The following is a 17898-nucleotide window of genomic DNA, read 5'->3' as shown; positions in this document are numbered from 1 at the left end:
CCGCGCCGGCTGCCCGCGGGATTGCTCGAATAAGAAGATCAATTAATGGAGCCCTTATCCATGTCCCAATATCGAAAGTTCATTTGTTCCGCCTGCGGTTACGTTTACGACGAGGAACTGGGCGACCCCGATTCCGGCATAGCCCCCGGCACGCGCTGGGAGGACGTCCCGGACGATTGGGCATGTCCCGAGTGCGGGGTGGACAAAAGCTACTTCGATCTCATGGAGTAAGCTGAGCGAACTCGGACGGCCCACCACGGTTTTTTCAACCTTAGGGCATCCCGAAAAACCGTGTACTTCGACCCGCTCGGTGCGAACGGTTCCCATCGGATCGATCGGCTCCGCTCGTGCCGAGCCTGTCGAAGCCTGAACGGGGTCGGTTTTTCGAGGTGCCCCTTCGGAGCGTTTTCCGGTTTGGCGTACCGCCTAAAGGCAGGTCGGGAAAGGATTCCCGGCCTCGCCTTCAATCGCAAATGAGCCTTGAGTATGGTGTAGGATGCGCTGAGGCACGAAGCGCATCGATCGCGGACTTCGGTCTCAGTTCGCCGGGAGCATTTTTCACCTCGGGACGTCTGGGGCATGGACAAATCGGCAGGACATCGGAGCCGCCCGCAAGCGAGCCGGATAGGGAGGTCCGGCATGAGCCGCACCCATCGCGAACGATGCGCTTCCCTTCGTTCAGTGCATCCTACAAATTTAATCCGGCCTACGTTTTTGAGCGCGATTCCCAGTCCACATCGCGGAACCGCGGCGAAAAACGCTAGCCCGCCGTTTTCTGGCGCTTCCGGGCGGATGCCGGAAGAACTCGTTCCAGCAGTTTCGAACCCTGAACCGCTTCGGGGGCCGAGGCCGGCGACGAAAGGCTCGCTATCCGCCGGCCTTCTTCCATCAGGGTCTGCCGTTCTCGTTCCATCTCCCGCAACTGTTCGGCCACCCGGTCGCCGCCCAGATCCAAGGCCAGCGCGATGCCGTCCCGCAGTCCCTTGACGGCGGTACGTTCGGCCGAGGGTTTCAGCTTGCGATAAAGAAAGTAGGGCAGCAGCCAGGACAGGACGATGAGCAACGCGCTGTGGATGGCGAAATCGGTTCCCAGATAGCCCAGGTGGTAAAGTGCGCTTTCGTAGTAGCCCTTGACGACCTGGTAGGAGACCCAGCCGATCGCGACCAGCGGCAGGAAAACCGCGAGGAAGCCGGAAAGCTTCAGGAAAAAGCGCTGTAGCGCGTTTCCCGGATTGGCCAGGGCCAGCCGGAGCGACCGTTGTCCTTCCGCGAGAACGCCGTGGCCCGTTCCGGCGGCTATCCGGTCCAGTCGGGCCTTGAGCGGCACGACGGCCAGTTCCCGTTCGCCGGCTTCGACGATCAGGCGGTCCAGCGCATCCCGATACCGGCTCTCCGCCCAGCCGTCCCACAAGATCGATTCGGGCGGCGCTTTTTCGGTTTCGGCGTTCCCGCCGGCGGATTTCGTGAGATCTATGCGCCGGCGCAGCAGGCTGGCCTCGTGGGTGACGAACGCGCGGGCGACCTCCTGAATGGGCCATTCCAGGCCTTTCATCAGTTCGTCGCGGGTCTCCTGCCAAATTCCGGACCAATTCGATTCGAGGCCGGTGTAACCGTCGCGGCTGCCGAGTTTTTCGAGACACTCGCGCAATGCGTCCCTAAGCGCGTCGAGGCGCAAGGTTTCCGCCCGGAGTTCCAGTTGGTGGATGACGTGGCGGTCGGCCATGTCCTGGAGGATGGCCTGCAAGGTCTCGAAATCGTCGGGTTTGCGCTCGCCCTCGGTTTCGCGGCTGTCGGTGCGGAGCAGGATGGGATTCCTGAAACCGGCCTTGGCCAGCAGTTTGGCGAAATCTTCGATCTGAGCGGGATGGCCGTGGTCCCACTGATTCATGACGAACAGCCAGGCGTGCTCGCCGCCGTGCGCCTGCAACAAGCGCCAGCCCTTGTCGTCGCGATAGCGTTCGGGGCTGACCACGTAAATCAGGACGTCGATGTGGGGCAGCCAGTCCAGCACGAGTTCCCGGTTGCGCTGTTCCGTGCTGTCGATGTCCGGCATGTCGATCCAGAGGATTTGCCGGCGTTGATCGTTATGGTGATAGGCCACGCGCACCCGGTCGACCGGAAAGTTTTCCGGGAGGTGCTGGATCTTGACCGAATCGTGGAGATAGATCGACACCTCTCGCGAGGTTGGCCGCTCGACCCCGGATCGGGCGATGGCCTGGCCGGCAAGCCGGTTGAGTAGCGTGCTCTTGCCGACGCCGGTGCCGCCGAAAAAAGCCGCGACCAAGGGGCGGTGCGTGCCGGCCTCGAACAAGGCCGCCGGGGTTCGAATATCCACCTCGCCGAGGGCGCGAATGTCTCCCGACGTCAGCCAGCCCTCGGCGGAGGCTTTTTCCGCCCAGGTCCGCGCCGTCGTCAGCAGTTGTTCGAAGGGTATTTGCATGGCTCAGACCCGTTGTGCTTCGGCCGACTCGATGGCCTCGGGGGAAATGTTGAATTGGCGGGAGGTGTCCATTTGTTCCGACAGGCCGATCAAATAGGCGTGAACGGTCCGCTGGAACAGTTTTTCCACGGCGTCGAACTGTTTTTGCTTGAGATCGGCCGCCGCTTTGTTCATGTAGCGCCCGAGCGCGCTCTCGGCGAGCAGGGTGGTCAGCGAGAGAATGGCCGGCGCGATGATGAAATCCTGCACGCCGATGCCGCCGGTGTGCAGGGCGACGGCCAGCGCGGCGGCGTCGGTGGTCACGCGGGTGGCCCTGAGGCCGTTCAGGACGGCGGGATGTTCGCGCAGGCGATCGTACAGGCCATGAGCCGTTTTCTCGATCTCCGGCTGAAATTCTTGAATGTATTGGTCGATGGCCAGCGCGTAGCGATTGGCCAGGACCGGCCTCGTGCTTCTGAGCAGCCCCGCCATTTCTTTCCACCAGGCTTGTCGGGACGGCTCGTCGTCGCGTTTCAGAAGAATGGTTTCGCTGATGCGGATGAACAGGTGTTCTTCGGCCTGGCGCAGGATCGCGGCCTCGCCGCTGACGTTCTGCTGGCGGCGCCCGCCGACCGTCCGGCCCAGCTTCACGAGCTGTCGCACCGGCCAGGTGACGACCTTGCGCGCCGCCAGCAGCGTGCCCGCGAGTCCGGGAATTTCGAGCAGCGTCAGGAGTTCCGCCAGCGCCCGCTGAAATGTCTCGTAATGGTGGGGGTGGTCGAGGTAGTCCCGTCGATAAAGATTCAGGCTGTCGCGGACGGCCTCGTCGACCAAAGCGCGCCATTCGGCCTTGAGGCTGTGCTCGGCCTTGACCGGCGCCAGCCAGTCGTGCCAATGGGTTTGAATGAACTGTTTGGCGTTCTTCGCGTGCTGCTCGCGATGGATTCCCCGGGTCGCCCTGTCCACGGCGCCCAGGAGCTGGGTGCGCTCATCCTGCAACAGGGCGAAATCGTCGACCTGCATGTTTTCCAGATAAGGAACGGTGACGACGGGCGGCGGCGCATCGCGGCGGGCATTCCGCCATTTCTCTTGAAGCGATCCGACCAGCGTCCGGTAGGAGGCTTTCTCGATCTTGTTCAGGCAAATGACCGTGGGTTGAGACAGCGGCTCCAGAAGGCCGATCAGTTCCCAGACCGACAAGTCGGCGTACTTGTCCTTGCTCAGGACCAGCAAAACCACATCGGCCAGGGCCGCCACGCGCAGCACCGCTTCCCGGTAATCCTCGGCATCGACGGAGTCGAAATCCGGGGTATCCCAAAGCGCCGTTCCGCTCAAGGCGTGCCGGGCATCGGCGGCGGTTTCCACGAGCGCGAAGCAGTCGTAGCGGTCGGACGGCAAGGTATTCCGGGGGCAGCGCTGGTAATGGCGGAAATAGTCGTCGACCCAGTCCAGGCGGTCGGCCGGGAGATTGATGCAAAAACCCTGGGGGTGAACGGTAAAACCGGCGAGCGGACTGACTTCGGCGAGTTTCTTTTCGAGCAGCCAGTTGATGACCGAGCTTTTTCCGGCCTGGGTGGGGCCGAGAACGGCGATCTGCAGCGGATGATCCTTCTTCGACCGGTTCAATTCTCCCTTTTCCAGCACGGCCTCGCCGAAGCTTATGGATTGCAGGTTTCTCCGCAATTCCAGGCGGCGCGCCTCGTCCTCCGCCGGAATGTGTTTCAAGACGGTTTCATAACTCTGCTTCAGGCGGCGGATAAAGGAAAGCATGATCGGGGTCGCTGAAGGGGCATCCACGTTGCTGAAAGGCAAATTGTACACGATGGCGTTTCGCGCGGGCTGTTCCGAAGCTTTGAGGGTTCGACCTTTCGATTTGCGGGAAAACATGGGCTGTGCGGCGATGGTGATTCGGGGCGATGCGGCTCCACTCGGTTTCGGCCTAAGAATCCCGGCGCGCTGCGCGTGGGGTCGCGTCTCGAAGCGCTCGATTTTACACGTTATTCGGGCGCCGTTTCGACGTTGGTCGTGTTGTATCGTTATGTTGTAATTCCGTGACGAAATCGGAGCTCAAGGTTCTTCGTGAAAAGCCGCATAAAGATCGGATGGGGCTTCGCCCTGGCGATGGGGCTCGCAGCCCATCAAAGCCAGGCTGCCGCCGACCCAAAAGAAGCGAAGCCAAAACCGGCCGGCCGCCGTTCAGTTGTTACGGCAGTCAAATGAATGATCATCTGGCCGGCGTCGAGCCGCCGCGACCCGGCTTTAACGCGCACGATACGCTGGGCTTGCCGAGCTGGCTGAATCTGAGCATCGAGCACCGGACGCGCTATGAAATGCTGGACGGGCAATTCCGCGCCGGCGCCTCGGGCGGCGACCAGCAGATTCCCATGCAGACTTGCGTGTTTCTGGAAGCGAATTTCGAGCCTTTCAGAATCGGCGCGGAATTTCTGGATGCCAGGGAATACGGGGCCGACCAGGGTTCGACGCTCAACAACACCCATGTCGACGAGGCGGATTTCGTGCAGATTTACGGCGCCTGGACCGATGAGGACGTACTGGATTCGGGGCTCGGAATGGACATCGAGGCGGGACGGCAGACCATGAATCTGGGCAGTCGCCGGCTGGTCGCGCGCAACGTGTTCTGCAATACCATCAATGCCTTCACCGGCGTGAATGTCCGCTTGCGCGACGGCGAGGGAAAATGGCAGTTGCGCGCTTTCGCCGCTCAGCCGGCTGCCCAACGATCAGGCGGAACTGTTCGACGGGGAAGCCTACCTTTTTCACTTGCACGAAGAGGACCGTCCCAACGGCGCCACCGCCAACCGCCGTCTGTTCACGCCGGGCGTGCGCTTTTTCAGACCGCCGGCAAAAGGCCGCTGGGACATGCAGGTGGAGACCATCGCCCAGGTCGGCGAATCGCGGGCGACTGCGCGCCGCAACGACATGCGGGATCTGTCTCATCGCGCCTGGTATCAACACGCCTCTTTCGGTTACACCTTCGACATGCCCTGGTCGCCCCGCTTCGTGGCCCAATACGACTATGCCACGGGCGACGAAAATCCCGACGACGACAAGAATCAACGTTTCGACACGCTGTACGGGGCGCGCCGGTTCGAGTTCGGCCCCACCGGGATTTTCGCCGCTTTCGCCAGGAGCAACATCGATTCGCCGGGATACCGGCTGTTCGTCAGCCCGCGCCGGGACGTTTCGGCTTTCGTGTCCCATAGAATGTTCTGGCTCGCATCGGACAAAGATCAGTGGACGCCGGCGAGACTCCAGGACAGGACCGGACGTTCCGGCGACTTCGTCGGCCATCTGGTGGAAGTTTCGGCGCGCTGGGATGCGTTTTTCAACGTATCGTTCGAATCCGGCTGGACGCGCCTGATCAAGGGCGAATTCGCGAAAGACGCCCCGAATGCGCCCGATCCTAAGGACGCGGATTACTTCTATGCCCAAACCGTCCTGCGCTTCTGACGAACGCTCGATCACAGGATTCGCCGTGCTTTCAAAACGGCTCTCTCCGCTTGTCCGGTCGATCTTGTCCCGCAGGATTCGGCGTTTCGTACGGAACCAATCTCCCGAAAAAATGGCCAAATGAGACGACCGCCGGTGCCGGAGTGCCGGTATTCCGGGAGTGGCCGCGCGGGCGAAGCTCCCGATTTCATCGTCGCAACAGGGAGATATCGATATGTTGCTTTGGATTATTTTCGGCGGCGTTGCCGGCTGGGTAGCCAGCATGATCGTGGGCAGGGAAGATCAGATAGGAATCCTGGGCAATATCGCGGTGGGCATCATCGGCGCTTTTATCGGAGGCTGGATTGCCGACCGCCTGGGGTTCGGAGGAAAACCCGGCGTGGAGCGTCCGACAAGTCTGGTAAGCTTTGCGACGGCGGTACTCGGCGCCGTGATTTTCCTGGCTATTCTCAATGCCTTGTTTTAGGGCGGCTTCGGAGGCGGCAGCATGGCCAGCGCCGTTTTGGGGACACGGACGGCGCGCGGGCGCGAGCGGCGACGCTCGGAGCCCGCTCAGGCAAACTGCCCGGATCGAGGTGCGGACTCGCATAATCTTTTCGCGGGGGGGGGTGATCGTGAACCATTGGTCAATGAAAGCTTTCGGGAGTTTTCTCGTCGTTTGGGCGTGTTCCGGGCCGGCCACGGCCCAGAAGCTCGGTCCCGAGCCGGACGACGACGTGTCCGAAGCGGTAGAAGCGGCCTCGCTCGATGAGATCGATCTCGAATTCAGCGAGGAAGAGCGGATGCGGCTCAAGGAACTGCGAGCCTGGCTGCGCCAGCGCAATCTCGAAAGGGCGCGCGCCGCGGCATTCGGTTCCGGAGAACCGGACGGAACAGGCCCGACGTACCGGCCGGCGCCGCCGCAACTCCTGCACGACGCGCGAAGCTGGCAAGGCCCGCGGCAGTCCCGGTTGTCTACGGGTCCCGGCGCCGACGAGCGCGTGCGCAATCGCTACGCGCTTCGCGGTCCGGAAACCCTGGAACCGCCGCGGCAACAACCGGTTCCCGACCGCCAGGCGGATGTCCGGGCGCCTTCGGCAGCGGCCGAGACCAAGGCCAGGAGCCGCGTCAGGCTGGTTTGGACGAGCGATGTGGCTCGCCATAGATCCGGTTCGCGCTAAAGCGTTTATCCGGTTTGATGCGGTGCTTCCCAAGCTGAAGTAGGCCAGCAATCACTTGCCGATAAAGGATCTCGACGCGAGTTCCCCGTCGTCGCGTCGGATCTGTTTATTCATCAGGCCCGTCAATACCTTCCCGGCATTTCGGGCCGAGATCGATACGCGCCCGGCCTTGGCCGACGCGGCTTGCCGCCGCGCCGGGGCATCCTCGCCCCGCTATCTGGGCCCTACGAACGGCGGTCGTCCGAACTGCACATAGCGCATGTTGGCGGTACAGCCTACGGTGGCGCAGGTGCCGCTGGGCACGCCGGGCGGCAGAGGGTTGAGGATTACGTCGTAGCCCAGGGCGGCGAACCGATCGTCGGTTCCGGGCGTGAGTCGGGCAGAGAAATAGTCGCCGAAGCGGGTAATCTGGGTGGCATTGCTCGATGTCACCGGGTAAAGCACGAGGTCGTCCTTGAAGCCCACCGAGACCTGGGGATACCCCAAAGTCCCGCCGCCTCGCCGCCACGATGGCGATGTCCGGCTTCACCAAATCCCGGCCGCTGCCCAGGCAGCAACCGCGAAGGCATGATCGTTATTCCAGATATCGTATTCGCTGGAAACCCGGTAGCCGTTGTCGCCGGACGGCGTGAGAGTCTCCAGCCGAACATAGGCCTGGGGCCGTCCGCCGCCGGCGTTCGCGCCCGCGGTGAAGGTAAACAGGTATTCCGGCCGGAAAGTCACATCGCCAAGCGCCGAACTTCGTGCGGCAGTCGGTTGGAGAAGAGGAATGCGGGCCAGGCGGCGTTGGGAACTGGGCGGCCTTATCCGTCAGGAAGACAGGTGCTTTCGGCTTACACCTCGTTGGTCTGGGCTTCCTCGACTTTTTCGGCTTTCGCGAGCTTGCTGTGCCGCATCGAATAGACGAAGTAGACGATCAATCCGATAGCGAGCCAGATCACGAACCGATACCAAGTGGTCGAGGGCAGAAAAGCCATCAGCGCCCCGCACGAGACGGCGCCGAGCGTCGGGAACAACGGGTTGGCGGGCATTTTGAAGGGGCGGCGCATGTCGGGGGCGGTGATGCGCAGGATCATCACCCCGAGGCAGACCAGCACGAACGCGAACAGCGTTCCGATGTTGACGAGTTCGGCGAGTTCGCCGAGCGGCACCAGGCCGGCTACGGATGCAATCAGCAGCCCGCACAGGACGATCACCCTCACCGGGGTTTGGGTTCTCCGGTGGACGGTCGAAAACCATGAAGACAGGAGCCCGTCGCGAGCCATCGCGAAGATGATGCGGGTGAGCGCGTAATAGAGCACCAGCATGACCGTGGTGAGCCCGGTAATCACGCCGGTGGCCACTAGCGCGGAGGCCCAGTTCAAACCCAAAAGCTGGAGCGCGTGGGCCACGGGAGAGGACACGTTGAGTTCGGTGTAGGGAACGACCGCGGTCAGCAAGCCGGCGACCAGGATATAGACCAGCGTGCAGAAAGCCAGCGCGGTCACGATGCCGATGGGGACGTCCTTTTTCGGATTGCGCGCTTCTTCGGTGGCGGTGGAGACGGCATCGAACCCGACATAGGCGAAGAAAACGATGGACGCTCCCGCCAGGATGCCGATCGGCTTGCCTTCGGCGGTGTGATCGAACCAGCCGAACGGCATGAAGGGCTGCCAGTTGGCGGTATCGACGTTGAACAGCGCGACCGAGACGAATACGCCGATGGTCAGCAGTTTGATGAAAACCATCACCGAATTGAGCCGCGCGCTCTCTTTGACGCCGACGATCAGCAGCGCCATCAGCATCAGCACGATGGCGGCCGCCGGAAGATTGATGATGCCGCCCAGTTCCGGCGCGCGGGTCAGATAATCGGGGAGCGGTACGCCCACGGCCGTCAGGGCGTTGTTGAAATATCCGGACCAGCCGTTGGCCACGGCCGCCACCGACAGCCCGTATTCCAGGATCAGATCCCAGCCGATGATCCAGGCGATCAACTCGCCGAACGCCGCATAGCTGTAGCCGTAGGCGCTGCCGCACCCGCCCACGCTCGATGCCAGCTCGGCGTAGGACAGCGCGGCGAAGGTGCAGGCCAGGCCCGCCATCACGAAGGAAATGATCACCGCCGGTCCCGCCTGGGTCGCCGCAGCGATCCCGGTCAGCACGAAAATGCCGGTGCCGATGATGGCTCCGATGCCGAGAAGAGTCAGGTCCATCGCGCTCAGACAGCGTCGCAGCCCGCTGTCCTGACAATCGTCCGTCGTGGTTCTTTTGGTGCGGAAAATCTGCATGATCGGGTTCTCACAGGCTGATTTTTGTGATGGGCATTATGCCTGATAAGCCGAGCCGATGACGATTCCAGCCGTTCCGGGAACGGGGCGGACGCGGTCCGGATCGTCGCCGGCGGATATGTCTTGGCGCGGCGCCTTCGCGATTCGGCGGAAACGGCCAAGCGTTCTCCCCGCCCTCCCCGAACTTCGAATGATCGGGGAGGACGCTGTGAGAGGGAACGAAGCCGGGTTGGAACGGAGACGCCTTCGTCACGGTCCGGCCGGGACGGCGTTTCTCCGCGTTTTCATTGCAAAAGGGATGACGGATCGGGATTCGGACGCGGCGCGTTCCGCGGCTTTCTCCCGAAACCGCGGGTTCAGTGGATTTCGCCGCGCCAGGCGCCGGTTTCGTGCCCCCGGGACTCGATGAAGTCTCTGAAATTTTCCAGATCTTCTTCGAGATTGGACGATACCATGCCGAGCATGCTGCCGACTTTCTCCATCACGGTTTCCGGCTGGTATTCGACGTCTACGCTGACGCGCGTGCGGTCTCCGCTTACCGGCTCGAAATTCACGCTTCCGTGGTTTTCCGGGCCGGCCGTGGTGCGCCATGCGATGCGCTGATCCGGCACCTGTTCGACGATTTCGGTATCCCATTCCTTGTGCGTGCCGCCGATCTCGGCATGCCAGTGCACGTGGCTGTCGTCGATTTGATGGACTTCCACGATGTTTTCCATGAAATTGGGAAACTCCTCGAATTGCGTCCATTGGTTGTAGGCAACCTTTACCGGTACGTTGACTTCGATGGATTTGTGCAGACTAGCCATCGCATACTCCTTGAGTCTGGTCTAATTCGGTTGTCCGGAATGCACCGGCCGAAGCGGTGCATGGGTCCCATCAGTCGTTGCCGACGAATGCTCGAGGCGCCGCCATCGGCGCCGTTCGCTCACCCATCAGCTCAAAAATTAGACACCGGGCGATTGGCACGGTTCGAAAGGAATCCGGACCCAGTAAGGGCGTCCGCCCGGATCACATCACTGTGCTCCTGAAGCCGGCACCGCACTCGATCCGACCCGACCCGCCCCGGCTTGTTCGGCCATTAACCCGCCGGCTTTCCGCAGAACGCCGAACCTTCGGGTGCTTTGTCTGATCTATCACAGCGGAAGTGACAAGCATGAGATTCGAGCAAATGAAGCCTATAAGCCACTCGCTGACTACTTCAAATTGAGTCTTGGCGAAAGAACGGAGCCCCGAAAAGACGGCAGGGATGAGCCACTCTGGAACAATATGGTTCAATGGGAACGCCGAAAACTAAGAACCTATCCCAATAGGCTCAAGAAATCCTTCGACAAGCTCAGGGCGAACGGCCTACTGGGATAGGCTCTTATTCGTCATTTCATCGCCGGGTTGTACGAGGGCGTCCACCCTGCCGACTGGTCTACGGTCTCGCCGGGTGTCGTGGCCTGTCAATGGGAGTGACAGTTCATTTGCCGGGATTCGCTTCACTCATCCCAGTCTACGGGCGGAAAGGCGCCGCTGCGTCGCGCGGGGATCATTCGCGCCGTACGAGCTTGAAAAAGCGGCTCACTTCTCCGCTCTGCGTCTTTTCCTGATAAAGGAACGCCAGTTTCTGTTCTTCGAACTTGTCGAAAAAAGCTTCCCAAGAGATCCGCTCCAGCGTATCGCCGCCCTCGGTGAACCGGATGCGCAGGATGCCGGCTTCGTCATCCTTGCCCGCCGTGCCTTTCACGGTGGCGGGCCAGCCGCCCCGCTCTTCCACCCAGCGGCGGATTTCCTCGTGGTTCGTGGTTTTTTTCGATTCGTGCGACATGTCGATATCTCCCGGTAGCGATCGTTCGGTAGCAAACCCTCGCGGCTAAGCCGCTTTTTCGTTCGGCGCGCCACCCTCGGCCGCAAAGCTTCTAACCGTAGCCATGAATGATGCGCGGTCTGGGACTGGACCCGCGCGCCCGGCGCACATGGTTTTCCAGTTCTATGGCCCTATGGGTCGATGTGTGGGCGGCAAGCACCTTGGCGCGCGCCCGTTCGCCGATGCGGAGCCGTTCGGTTTCGGATATTTCCCGGATGTAACGCAAAACGTCGTCCGCCCGTTCGGCCACCAGAATTTCCTCGCCGATCCTGAAGAAGCTGTTGAGCCCCTGCCAGAAATCCGAAATGACCGGCGTGCCGCAGGCGGCGGCCTCGAACAGCCTGACGCTGGGCGAATAGCCGGCGCGAATCATGTCGCGGCGGGTGAGGTTCAGAGTGAAGCGCTGCGAGGTGTAGAAACGCCGGTGCTGGGCGGGCGGCAAATGCTCGATGCGGCGAACGTTCTCGGGCCAGGCGATGGTTTCCGGGTATTGCGGTCCGGCTACCGCGAACCGGCCGTCTTTCCAGGCGAGCGCCGGTTTCAGCAGCAATTCTTCGAGCGTCGGTTGCCGGTCCTCGCTGTAAGTGCCCATGTAGCCGAGGTCGTACTCGATCGCGCCGAAGTCGGAAGAATATAGATCCGGATCGGCCGAGCAGTAGAGCGGCTCCACCCGCTGCGCGCGATACGAGCGCTTCAGCCAGGACAGGATCGGGCCGCCGGTGAACGACAGATACAGCCCGTACCGCGGGATCAGGTCCGGGTGCAGATATTCGTAGTCGCCGTGCACCAGCTTGGCCAGCGTGACCGGCGTATCGATATCGTAGAAAGCGGTCAGGCCGTTCGCGGTGTCGATCACCCATCGTCCGACCGCGACGCCCTCGGGAACGTAGGAGCCGACGATGACCAGATCGGCTTGCGCCACGTTTTCGGCGAACCGGTCTTTCAGCTCCTCGATGCTGCTATAAAGACAGGTCGTGCCGTAAGGCGGCTCGGGCAAGTCGCGGTTTTTCGCATACCAGGGCTCGTCGCGCTCGAGAAACAGTACCGAGTGGCCGCGCGCGCTCAGACCGCGCACCAGCGCCCGGTACGTCGTGGCGTGGCCGTTGCCCCAGGATGAGGTTATCGAAAGGCCCAGAATGACGATGTTTAGCGGCTCGGACATGGTCAGGCTCCTGTTTGCGGTTTTAACGAGGCATCGAACCGTTCGAGAAGGGAAGGCTCTTCGGCGCCGCATTGCGGCGAAGTCGGGAGGGTCGGAAGGCTGTCCTCGGTCAGCCCGTTCAGAATCCGATGAACTTGCGCCGCCCGGTGCGCATAGGTGTGTTCGGCGATCGCCCGGCGCATGGCGGCGGCGCCGATCGCGCGGGCGCGTCGTTCGGAAACCGTTTCCAGGTACCGGACGACATCTTCGCCGGTTTCGGCAACCAGAATCTCCCGGCCCGGTTCCAGGAACCTGTCGATGCCCTCCCAGGCGTCGGTGACGATGCAGGCGCCGGCGCCTGCCGCCTCGAATATCCGGGTGGCGGGGGAATGGCCGAAGCGCGCCATGCTGCTGCGGTTGATGTTGAGGACCATGCGCGCGCTGCAATTGAACGCGTTGTGCTGGTGCGCGTACACATGGCCGCAGTAGCGGAGATTGGGGCGTTCCGGCGCGTTGTGCTCCCAGCCGCTTCCGCCGAGCAGGAAACGGGCGTCGGGGAGCCGTTCCGCGGGTTTGAAGAAGAATTCGTACACGCGCGCTTCCCGGTCCGGAAGCCGGTTGCCGAGAAATCCGAGACTGGCGGCGAATGCCGGGTCGGGCGCCGCCGGAAAATGCGTGGCCGGATCGAGCGCGTTATAGACCGGCACGCAATCGCGCGCTCCCAGCGCCCGGTAAGCCGCCACGACCGGCGGGCCGCCGCCGTAGGTCAGGATGATGTCGTAACGGGGAATCAGGGCTCGGAAAGGATCGTCCGGATTCTGCCGAACCCGCTCCAGCGTGGCGGGAGCGTCGACGTCCCAGAAGATGACGAGCCGGCCCGGACCGCGAAGGCGCGGTATTTCGCGTTCGAGCCAGTCGTCGAACACGCCGACGCCGCTCGCCTTGACCAGAATGTCCGCCTGCCGGGCGGCGTCGAGCGCCGCCGAAACGCCCGCTTCGGTGGCGGGATAAACCACCACGTCGGCCCAGGTCGGATTGGCGATGTCGCGGTGCCGCTGACGTTCGAAGGCGTCCGGTTCGTAGAAGGTGATGCGGTAGCCCAGCATGCTCAAGGCGCGAATCAACCCGCGGTAGTACGTGGCCGCCCCGTTCCAGTAGGACGAGACCAGACTGGAGCCGAAGAACGCGACTTTGGAGCAATGCCTCATAAAGACCTCTCTTACGTGACGGCGGATTCTTTCCTCGGCGTGTGTTCCGCGGAGCGGGACAGGCGCAGTTCGCGGCAGATGTCGAGCAACTCGTCCACGCGATGGGCGCAGGTATGGCGCCTGAGCACGGCGGCCCGGCCCCGCTCGGCCAAAGTCCGCGCGAACTTGCGGTCGTGCAGGATCGTTCCGATGGCGTCCTTCATGTCGCGGCGGGTGCGGGCGACCAGGAAATCGCGGCCCGGCGCGAACAATTCCTCGACGTCATCCCAGGGCGCGCAGACCAGGGGGATGCCGCAGGCCAGCGCCTCGAACGGGCGGATGGTCGGTATGCCCGGCAGCGCCCGGCAATAAGGCCGCCGCGGGATGTGAACCGTCACCTTGAAGCGGGCGAACATCCGGGGAACCTCGTAATTCGGCAGCCATCCGCCGTACTCGATCCCGGCCTCGGACAAGGCTTCGCGCGCCGCTTCCGGGTAGCGCACGCCGTAGACCCGCGCCCGCAGCTTGAGCGCCTTGACCGGATCGAACAGGAATTCCTCGAGTTCGCGGGTGCGCTCGTCGTCGCCCCAGTTGCCTATCCAGATCAGATCGCCTTCCTCGGGCGCGGGCCGCATCGGCCGGAATACGCGGGTATCGGCGGCTTCATGCCAGGTCCAGGCGCGCGCGGCCCAGCCCCGGTCTAGATAGATGTCGCGCAGCACGTTGCCGAACGCCAGCACGCCGTCGAAATGTTCCAGGTCGTAGCGGGCGATCGATTTCGGATCGGTCACGGCACGGTGATGGGTGTCGTGGAACAGCAATAGGTAATGGCCCGATCGGGCGCGGTGGCGTCCGATCTTTTGGATCAGGGCGGGATCGTTCCATTCGTGGACGATGACCACGTCCGCGTTCGCCAGAACGGCGCCGATATCGATATCGTCGACCGTGTAAAAGCGGCTGAGCAATTGGGGATAGGCCTTGAAAAATCCCATCAGCGAGTCGGGATGCGGCTCGGCCCGAAGGTTCCGGAGGCTCCAGCCGTCGGTCGGCTCATAAACTTCGACGCTGTGGCCGCGTTGCAGCAGTTCGGTGGCGACGCCGCGCAAAAAATGGGCATTGCCGTGGTTCCAGTCGGAGATCAAGGAGTGATAGAAGAGAACGAACTTCATTCTGTGGTTCCGGTGTTATCGTTGGACAGGGCGGGATTGCGCCGGTTTCCCGGCCGCGATTCCGGGTCGAACCGGTTCATGCCGGCAATCCCTGCCGGAAAAGCGCGCTTGCGGTTTTGCCGGGGCGGCGTTCGACCCTCCGGCTATCGGCGACCAGTTCGTGATAAGCGTTCCAGTAAGCGGCGGCCATCCGTTCCGGCGTGAACCGCGCCGCCCTGGCGCGCGCCCTGGCCGCGTAGTCGCGCCGCAAATCCGGTTCGTCGATCAGTTTTTGAAGAGTCGAACGCAGCCTCTCGGCATCGTTCGGGGCCACGAACAAGGCGGCGTCCTGCCATACCTCGCGAAGGCTCGGAATATCGCCGAGCACCAGCGCACAGCCCGCCGAGGCCGCTTCCAGCGCCGACAGTCCGAATGGTTCGTAACGGGCGGGCAGGGCATAGATGGCGGCATGGGCGAACCAGTTCGCCAACTGCTCGGGGGCAAGCCGCCCCAGGCAACGGATGTCCGCGAACTCGGATGTTCCGCCGTCGGGATGGCGGGCTTCGCCGGCGATATAGACCGGCCACGACAGCCGCGCCGCGATCCGGGCGAGGGCGGCGATATTCTTGGCCGGGTCCCACAAGCGGCCGGCGGCCAGAACGAGCGGCTTCTTGTTGCTCTCGGGTAGAGCGGCGCGTCCGTTGGAAATCACCCGGGACGCCGGCAGCGGACCGTACAGCCTGCGCAATTCGGCGAGCATGGCCGCGGTCGGCGCCACCAGGCGGTCCGCCGCCCGCAGCCCGGCGCCGACGACCTGCCGGTAGCGGTCCAGGCGTTCCGGCGCCGGCTCGCCGTATACCGCCTGCCACCACGAGAACACGCAGGAGTGGCCGACCATCAGCACCGGGGCCGGCCAGGGCAGGTTGCCGTGGGGATAATCGTTCAAATGAATCAGGGACGGCTTGAACTCGTCCGCCAACTTGAGTAGCCATTTGCCGGCGGCGTCGAGGTCCGTCCAGGGATCGTCCATCCAGACCAGCTTGTAGCGGCTCTCGGCGACCCGAACGTTGGCCAGCGCCGCGACCTCGCGCCGCTGGTCGGCGGATAGGGGCGCGCCCATCGTGGCCAGCAGAATGTCCGCGCCGAAGGGTTCCAGTCCGCGCGCCAGTTCCAGCGCATAGCGCCAGACTCCGCCCATCGTGTCTGCCGTCATGAGAACTTTCATCGTCCGTAAATCCTGTCCAGTACGGCAGAGACTTCGAGCAACTGCCGGGTTTCGGGGGCATGGCGGCTGCTTTCCGCGAGCCGCCGGGTCCAGTCGAGAAGCGCCCGTCCGCCCCAGGCATCGGGGTAGGCGGCGACGACTTCGCGCTGCGTTCCGTCGAAGCGCTCGACCATGAAGTCGTAAAAGGATCCGTTGACGTTGCGGAGCGCGGCCGCGCCCCGGGTGCCGTAGAACGTGAAATCGATCACCGCGTCGCAGCCGGCCGGCAGGCGCCAGGAGCAGGCGATGCGGGCGACGGCGCCGCCGGCGAATCCGAGCTCCGCGACGGCGTAGTCTTCGATCCGCGCGGCCGGTTTCGGGAGAAGCCTTCCCTGAGCGTACAAGCGGCTGGCGACCTCCTCGACCGCCGGAAAGTCCAGCATCCACAGTGCCAGGTCGACCAGATGGGTGCCCAGATCCATGACGCAGCCGCCGCCGGCCCGCTCCCTGTCGTAGAACCAGGGTTTGTCCGGTCCGTAGGCGTTGTGGAAGGTCAGATCCATCGCATAGACCTCGCCCAGATCGCCTCGGCGGACGGCTTCGCGGATTTCAGGCAGGCCGCGCACATGGCGATAGCTCAAATCCACGCCCAACAGTTTGTCGGCGCGAAATGACGCATCGATGACGCATTCGGCTTCCTGCCGGGTCCGGGCCAGCGGTTTCTGGCAAAACACCGCAAGGCCCCGTTCCAGCGCCGCCGTCGCCTGGCGGGCATGGTCGGCGCTGGGCGTGGCGATGACCACGCCGTCGATCGGGCTTTCGAAAAGACTCTCCGGTCCCTCGCTCAGCGCCGCTCCGGGCGCCAGGCAGGCTGCCTTCCGCCGCGCTTCGGCCGACGGATCGGCGATGGCCGCGATTTCGGCGCAGCCGTCCTCCGCCACGGCGGCCATCCGCTGGTGGCCGATCCAGCCGACGCCGAGAAAGCCCAGCCGCGGGCGCTTCCGTCCGGGGCGGGACGCGGCGGGAGACACCGGGGCGGCGCTCATGGCAGCGCCACCGCTTTCAGAAAACCCTCGGGGCGCGACTGCATCAGTTCGAACGCCAGGGGCAGATCCCGAAGCCCGAAACGATGGGTGTAAAGCGGCGACGGATCGAGGCGTCCGGTGGCGGCGGCCGCGACCGCCGCGCGCAGACCGCCGGCGTACTGTTCCGGTTCGCGTTCGTGCGCGTTGACGACATCGAGGCCGCGCCAGTTCCACAGTTGCATGTTCACCTGGCGCCGTCCGTCCTGATGGTAGCCGGCGATCACCAGGCGGCCCCGCGTCCGGGTCAGCTCGGTGGCCAGATCCAGGGTGGCCTGCTCGCCCGCGACTTCGATCACGCAATCGCAGCCGGCATCGTCGGTCAACGCCCTGACCCGGTCGATCGCGCCCTGAAAGTCGCCGGCGGGCAGCGCCTCGGCCGCGCCCTGGCGACGGGCGACATCGAGCGCATAAGGACGGCGCGACAAGGCGATCACGCGGGCGCCGGCCTTGGCGGTCAGGTTGACGAGCAGGGCGCCGAGAAAACCGATGCCGACGATGGCCACCGTGTCTCCGGCCCGGACATCGCTGCGCCGGAACACGTTCATCGCGCAGGCCAGCGGTTCGCCGGGGAAGAGCCGGTCGTCGAGTATGGACGGAAGGGGAATCGCGGCGGCGGCGTCGGCCAGATCGTATTCGGCGTAGGCGCGGTAGGACAGAATCGCCACCCGGGTGCCGACGGCCGGGTGCTCGACTTCCGCGCCGACCGCCTCGACGCGGCCCCAGCCTTCATGTCCGGGAGCGCCGGGCGGAAACGGATAGTCGAACCACGGGCGTCCTTCCCAGACCGGAAGATTCGAGCCGCATACGCCGCAGCCCTCGAGCTTGACGCGCACCTGGCGCGGCCCCGGCGCGGGTACTGTGACGGGTTTGATCCGAATGTCCCGGGGCCCGGCGAAAACCGCGGCCATGCAGCGAACGGGTTCTGCCGTTTCCTGCGACGGGGCTCGTTCCGTAGCCGGTTTCACGT

17 protein-coding genes and 1 pseudogene are annotated in these 17898 nt (G+C 63.7%); 5 read left to right on the top strand and 13 right to left on the bottom strand.

Annotated features, from left to right (window positions below; all coding sequences use genetic code 11):
- The first annotated feature begins 60 nt into the window (after window positions 1–60).
- Window positions 61–231, top strand: coding sequence for a rubredoxin (locus ACWJKU_RS14550; RefSeq protein WP_454143307.1), 171 nt, complete (start codon window positions 61–63; stop codon window positions 229–231).
- Window positions 232–760: 529 nt separating this feature from the next.
- Here the strand turns inward: ACWJKU_RS14550 and ACWJKU_RS14545 are convergent.
- Together ACWJKU_RS14545 and ACWJKU_RS14540 are read right to left on the bottom strand one after the other, a co-directional pair.
- Window positions 761–2440 (bottom strand): GTPase, encoded by a 1680-nt coding sequence (locus ACWJKU_RS14545; protein ID WP_454143305.1) that lies wholly within the window; start codon window positions 2438–2440, stop codon window positions 761–763.
- 3 nt (window positions 2441–2443) lie between these two features.
- Window positions 2444–4240, bottom strand: coding sequence for a GTPase domain-containing protein (locus ACWJKU_RS14540; RefSeq protein ID WP_454143303.1), 1797 nt, complete (start codon window positions 4238–4240; stop codon window positions 2444–2446).
- Window positions 4241–4521: 281 nt separating this feature from the next.
- Between ACWJKU_RS14540 and ACWJKU_RS14535 the strand changes: the two are divergent.
- The 4 genes and pseudogenes from ACWJKU_RS14535 to ACWJKU_RS14520 all read left to right on the top strand — a co-directional run.
- A pseudogene (locus tag ACWJKU_RS14535) lies at window positions 4522–5097 on the top strand (alginate export family protein); the annotation flags it as partial.
- Window positions 5090–5890, top strand: a complete 801-nt coding sequence (locus ACWJKU_RS14530) for an alginate export family protein (RefSeq protein ID WP_454143302.1) — start codon at window positions 5090–5092, stop codon at window positions 5888–5890. The pseudogene ACWJKU_RS14535 and the gene ACWJKU_RS14530, both read left to right, overlap by 8 nt.
- A gap of 214 nt (window positions 5891–6104) precedes the next feature.
- Window positions 6105–6356, top strand: a complete 252-nt coding sequence (locus tag ACWJKU_RS14525; RefSeq protein ID WP_454143301.1) for a GlsB/YeaQ/YmgE family stress response membrane protein — start codon at window positions 6105–6107, stop codon at window positions 6354–6356.
- Between the two features lie 163 nt (window positions 6357–6519).
- Window positions 6520–7050 (top strand): hypothetical protein, encoded by a 531-nt coding sequence (locus ACWJKU_RS14520; RefSeq protein WP_454143299.1) that lies wholly within the window; start codon window positions 6520–6522, stop codon window positions 7048–7050.
- Window positions 7051–7263: 213 nt separating this feature from the next.
- Here the strand turns inward: ACWJKU_RS14520 and ACWJKU_RS14515 are convergent, their stop codons facing one another.
- From ACWJKU_RS14515 to ACWJKU_RS14465, 11 genes are all read right to left on the bottom strand, one after another.
- Window positions 7264–7536, bottom strand: coding sequence for a hypothetical protein (locus tag ACWJKU_RS14515; RefSeq protein ID WP_454143297.1), 273 nt, complete (start codon window positions 7534–7536; stop codon window positions 7264–7266).
- Window positions 7537–7575: 39 nt separating this feature from the next.
- Window positions 7576–7773, bottom strand: coding sequence for a hypothetical protein (locus tag ACWJKU_RS14510; RefSeq protein ID WP_454143295.1), 198 nt, complete (start codon window positions 7771–7773; stop codon window positions 7576–7578).
- A 110-nt stretch (window positions 7774–7883) separates the two neighbouring features.
- Window positions 7884–9317: an amino acid permease gene (locus tag ACWJKU_RS14505; protein WP_454143293.1), complete on the bottom strand. Its 1434-nt coding sequence runs from the start codon at window positions 9315–9317 to the stop codon at window positions 7884–7886.
- A gap of 356 nt (window positions 9318–9673) precedes the next feature.
- Window positions 9674–10123: an SRPBCC family protein gene (locus tag ACWJKU_RS14500; RefSeq protein ID WP_454143291.1), complete on the bottom strand. Its 450-nt coding sequence runs from the start codon at window positions 10121–10123 to the stop codon at window positions 9674–9676.
- A 725-nt stretch (window positions 10124–10848) separates the two neighbouring features.
- A complete protein-coding gene (locus tag ACWJKU_RS14495; RefSeq protein ID WP_454143289.1) occupies window positions 10849–11127 on the bottom strand; it encodes a hypothetical protein in 279 nt (92 codons plus the stop codon).
- Window positions 11128–11218: 91 nt separating this feature from the next.
- Window positions 11219–12328, bottom strand: a complete 1110-nt coding sequence (locus ACWJKU_RS14490; RefSeq protein WP_454143287.1) for a CgeB family protein — start codon at window positions 12326–12328, stop codon at window positions 11219–11221.
- Window positions 12329–12330: 2 nt separating this feature from the next.
- Window positions 12331–13515: a CgeB family protein gene (locus tag ACWJKU_RS14485; protein WP_454143285.1), complete on the bottom strand. Its 1185-nt coding sequence runs from the start codon at window positions 13513–13515 to the stop codon at window positions 12331–12333.
- An 11-nt stretch (window positions 13516–13526) separates the two neighbouring features.
- Complete coding sequence (locus ACWJKU_RS14480; RefSeq protein WP_454143283.1) at window positions 13527–14663, bottom strand: CgeB family protein; 1137 nt, start codon at window positions 14661–14663, stop codon at window positions 13527–13529.
- Window positions 14664–14739: 76 nt separating this feature from the next.
- Window positions 14740–15867 carry a glycosyltransferase family 4 protein gene (locus tag ACWJKU_RS14475; protein ID WP_454143281.1) on the bottom strand — a complete coding sequence of 376 codons (1128 nt, stop codon included), beginning with the start codon at window positions 15865–15867 and terminating at the stop codon, window positions 14740–14742.
- Entirely contained in the window at window positions 15864–16892 is a 1029-nt protein-coding gene (locus tag ACWJKU_RS14470; RefSeq protein ID WP_454143279.1) for a Gfo/Idh/MocA family protein, read from the bottom strand. The genes ACWJKU_RS14475 and ACWJKU_RS14470 overlap by 4 nt, the downstream gene beginning before the upstream one ends.
- Window positions 16889–17896 carry an MDR/zinc-dependent alcohol dehydrogenase-like family protein gene (locus ACWJKU_RS14465; RefSeq protein WP_454143277.1) on the bottom strand — a complete coding sequence of 336 codons (1008 nt, stop codon included), beginning with the start codon at window positions 17894–17896 and terminating at the stop codon, window positions 16889–16891. Before ACWJKU_RS14465 ends, ACWJKU_RS14470 begins: the two co-directional genes overlap by 4 nt.
- Window positions 17897–17898: the final 2 nt, after the last annotated feature.

Source organism: Methylocaldum sp. MU1018 (assembly GCF_053646775.1).
The sequence above is the reverse complement of the archived record's forward strand: the minus strand, read 5'-3'. Positions and strand labels throughout refer to the sequence as shown.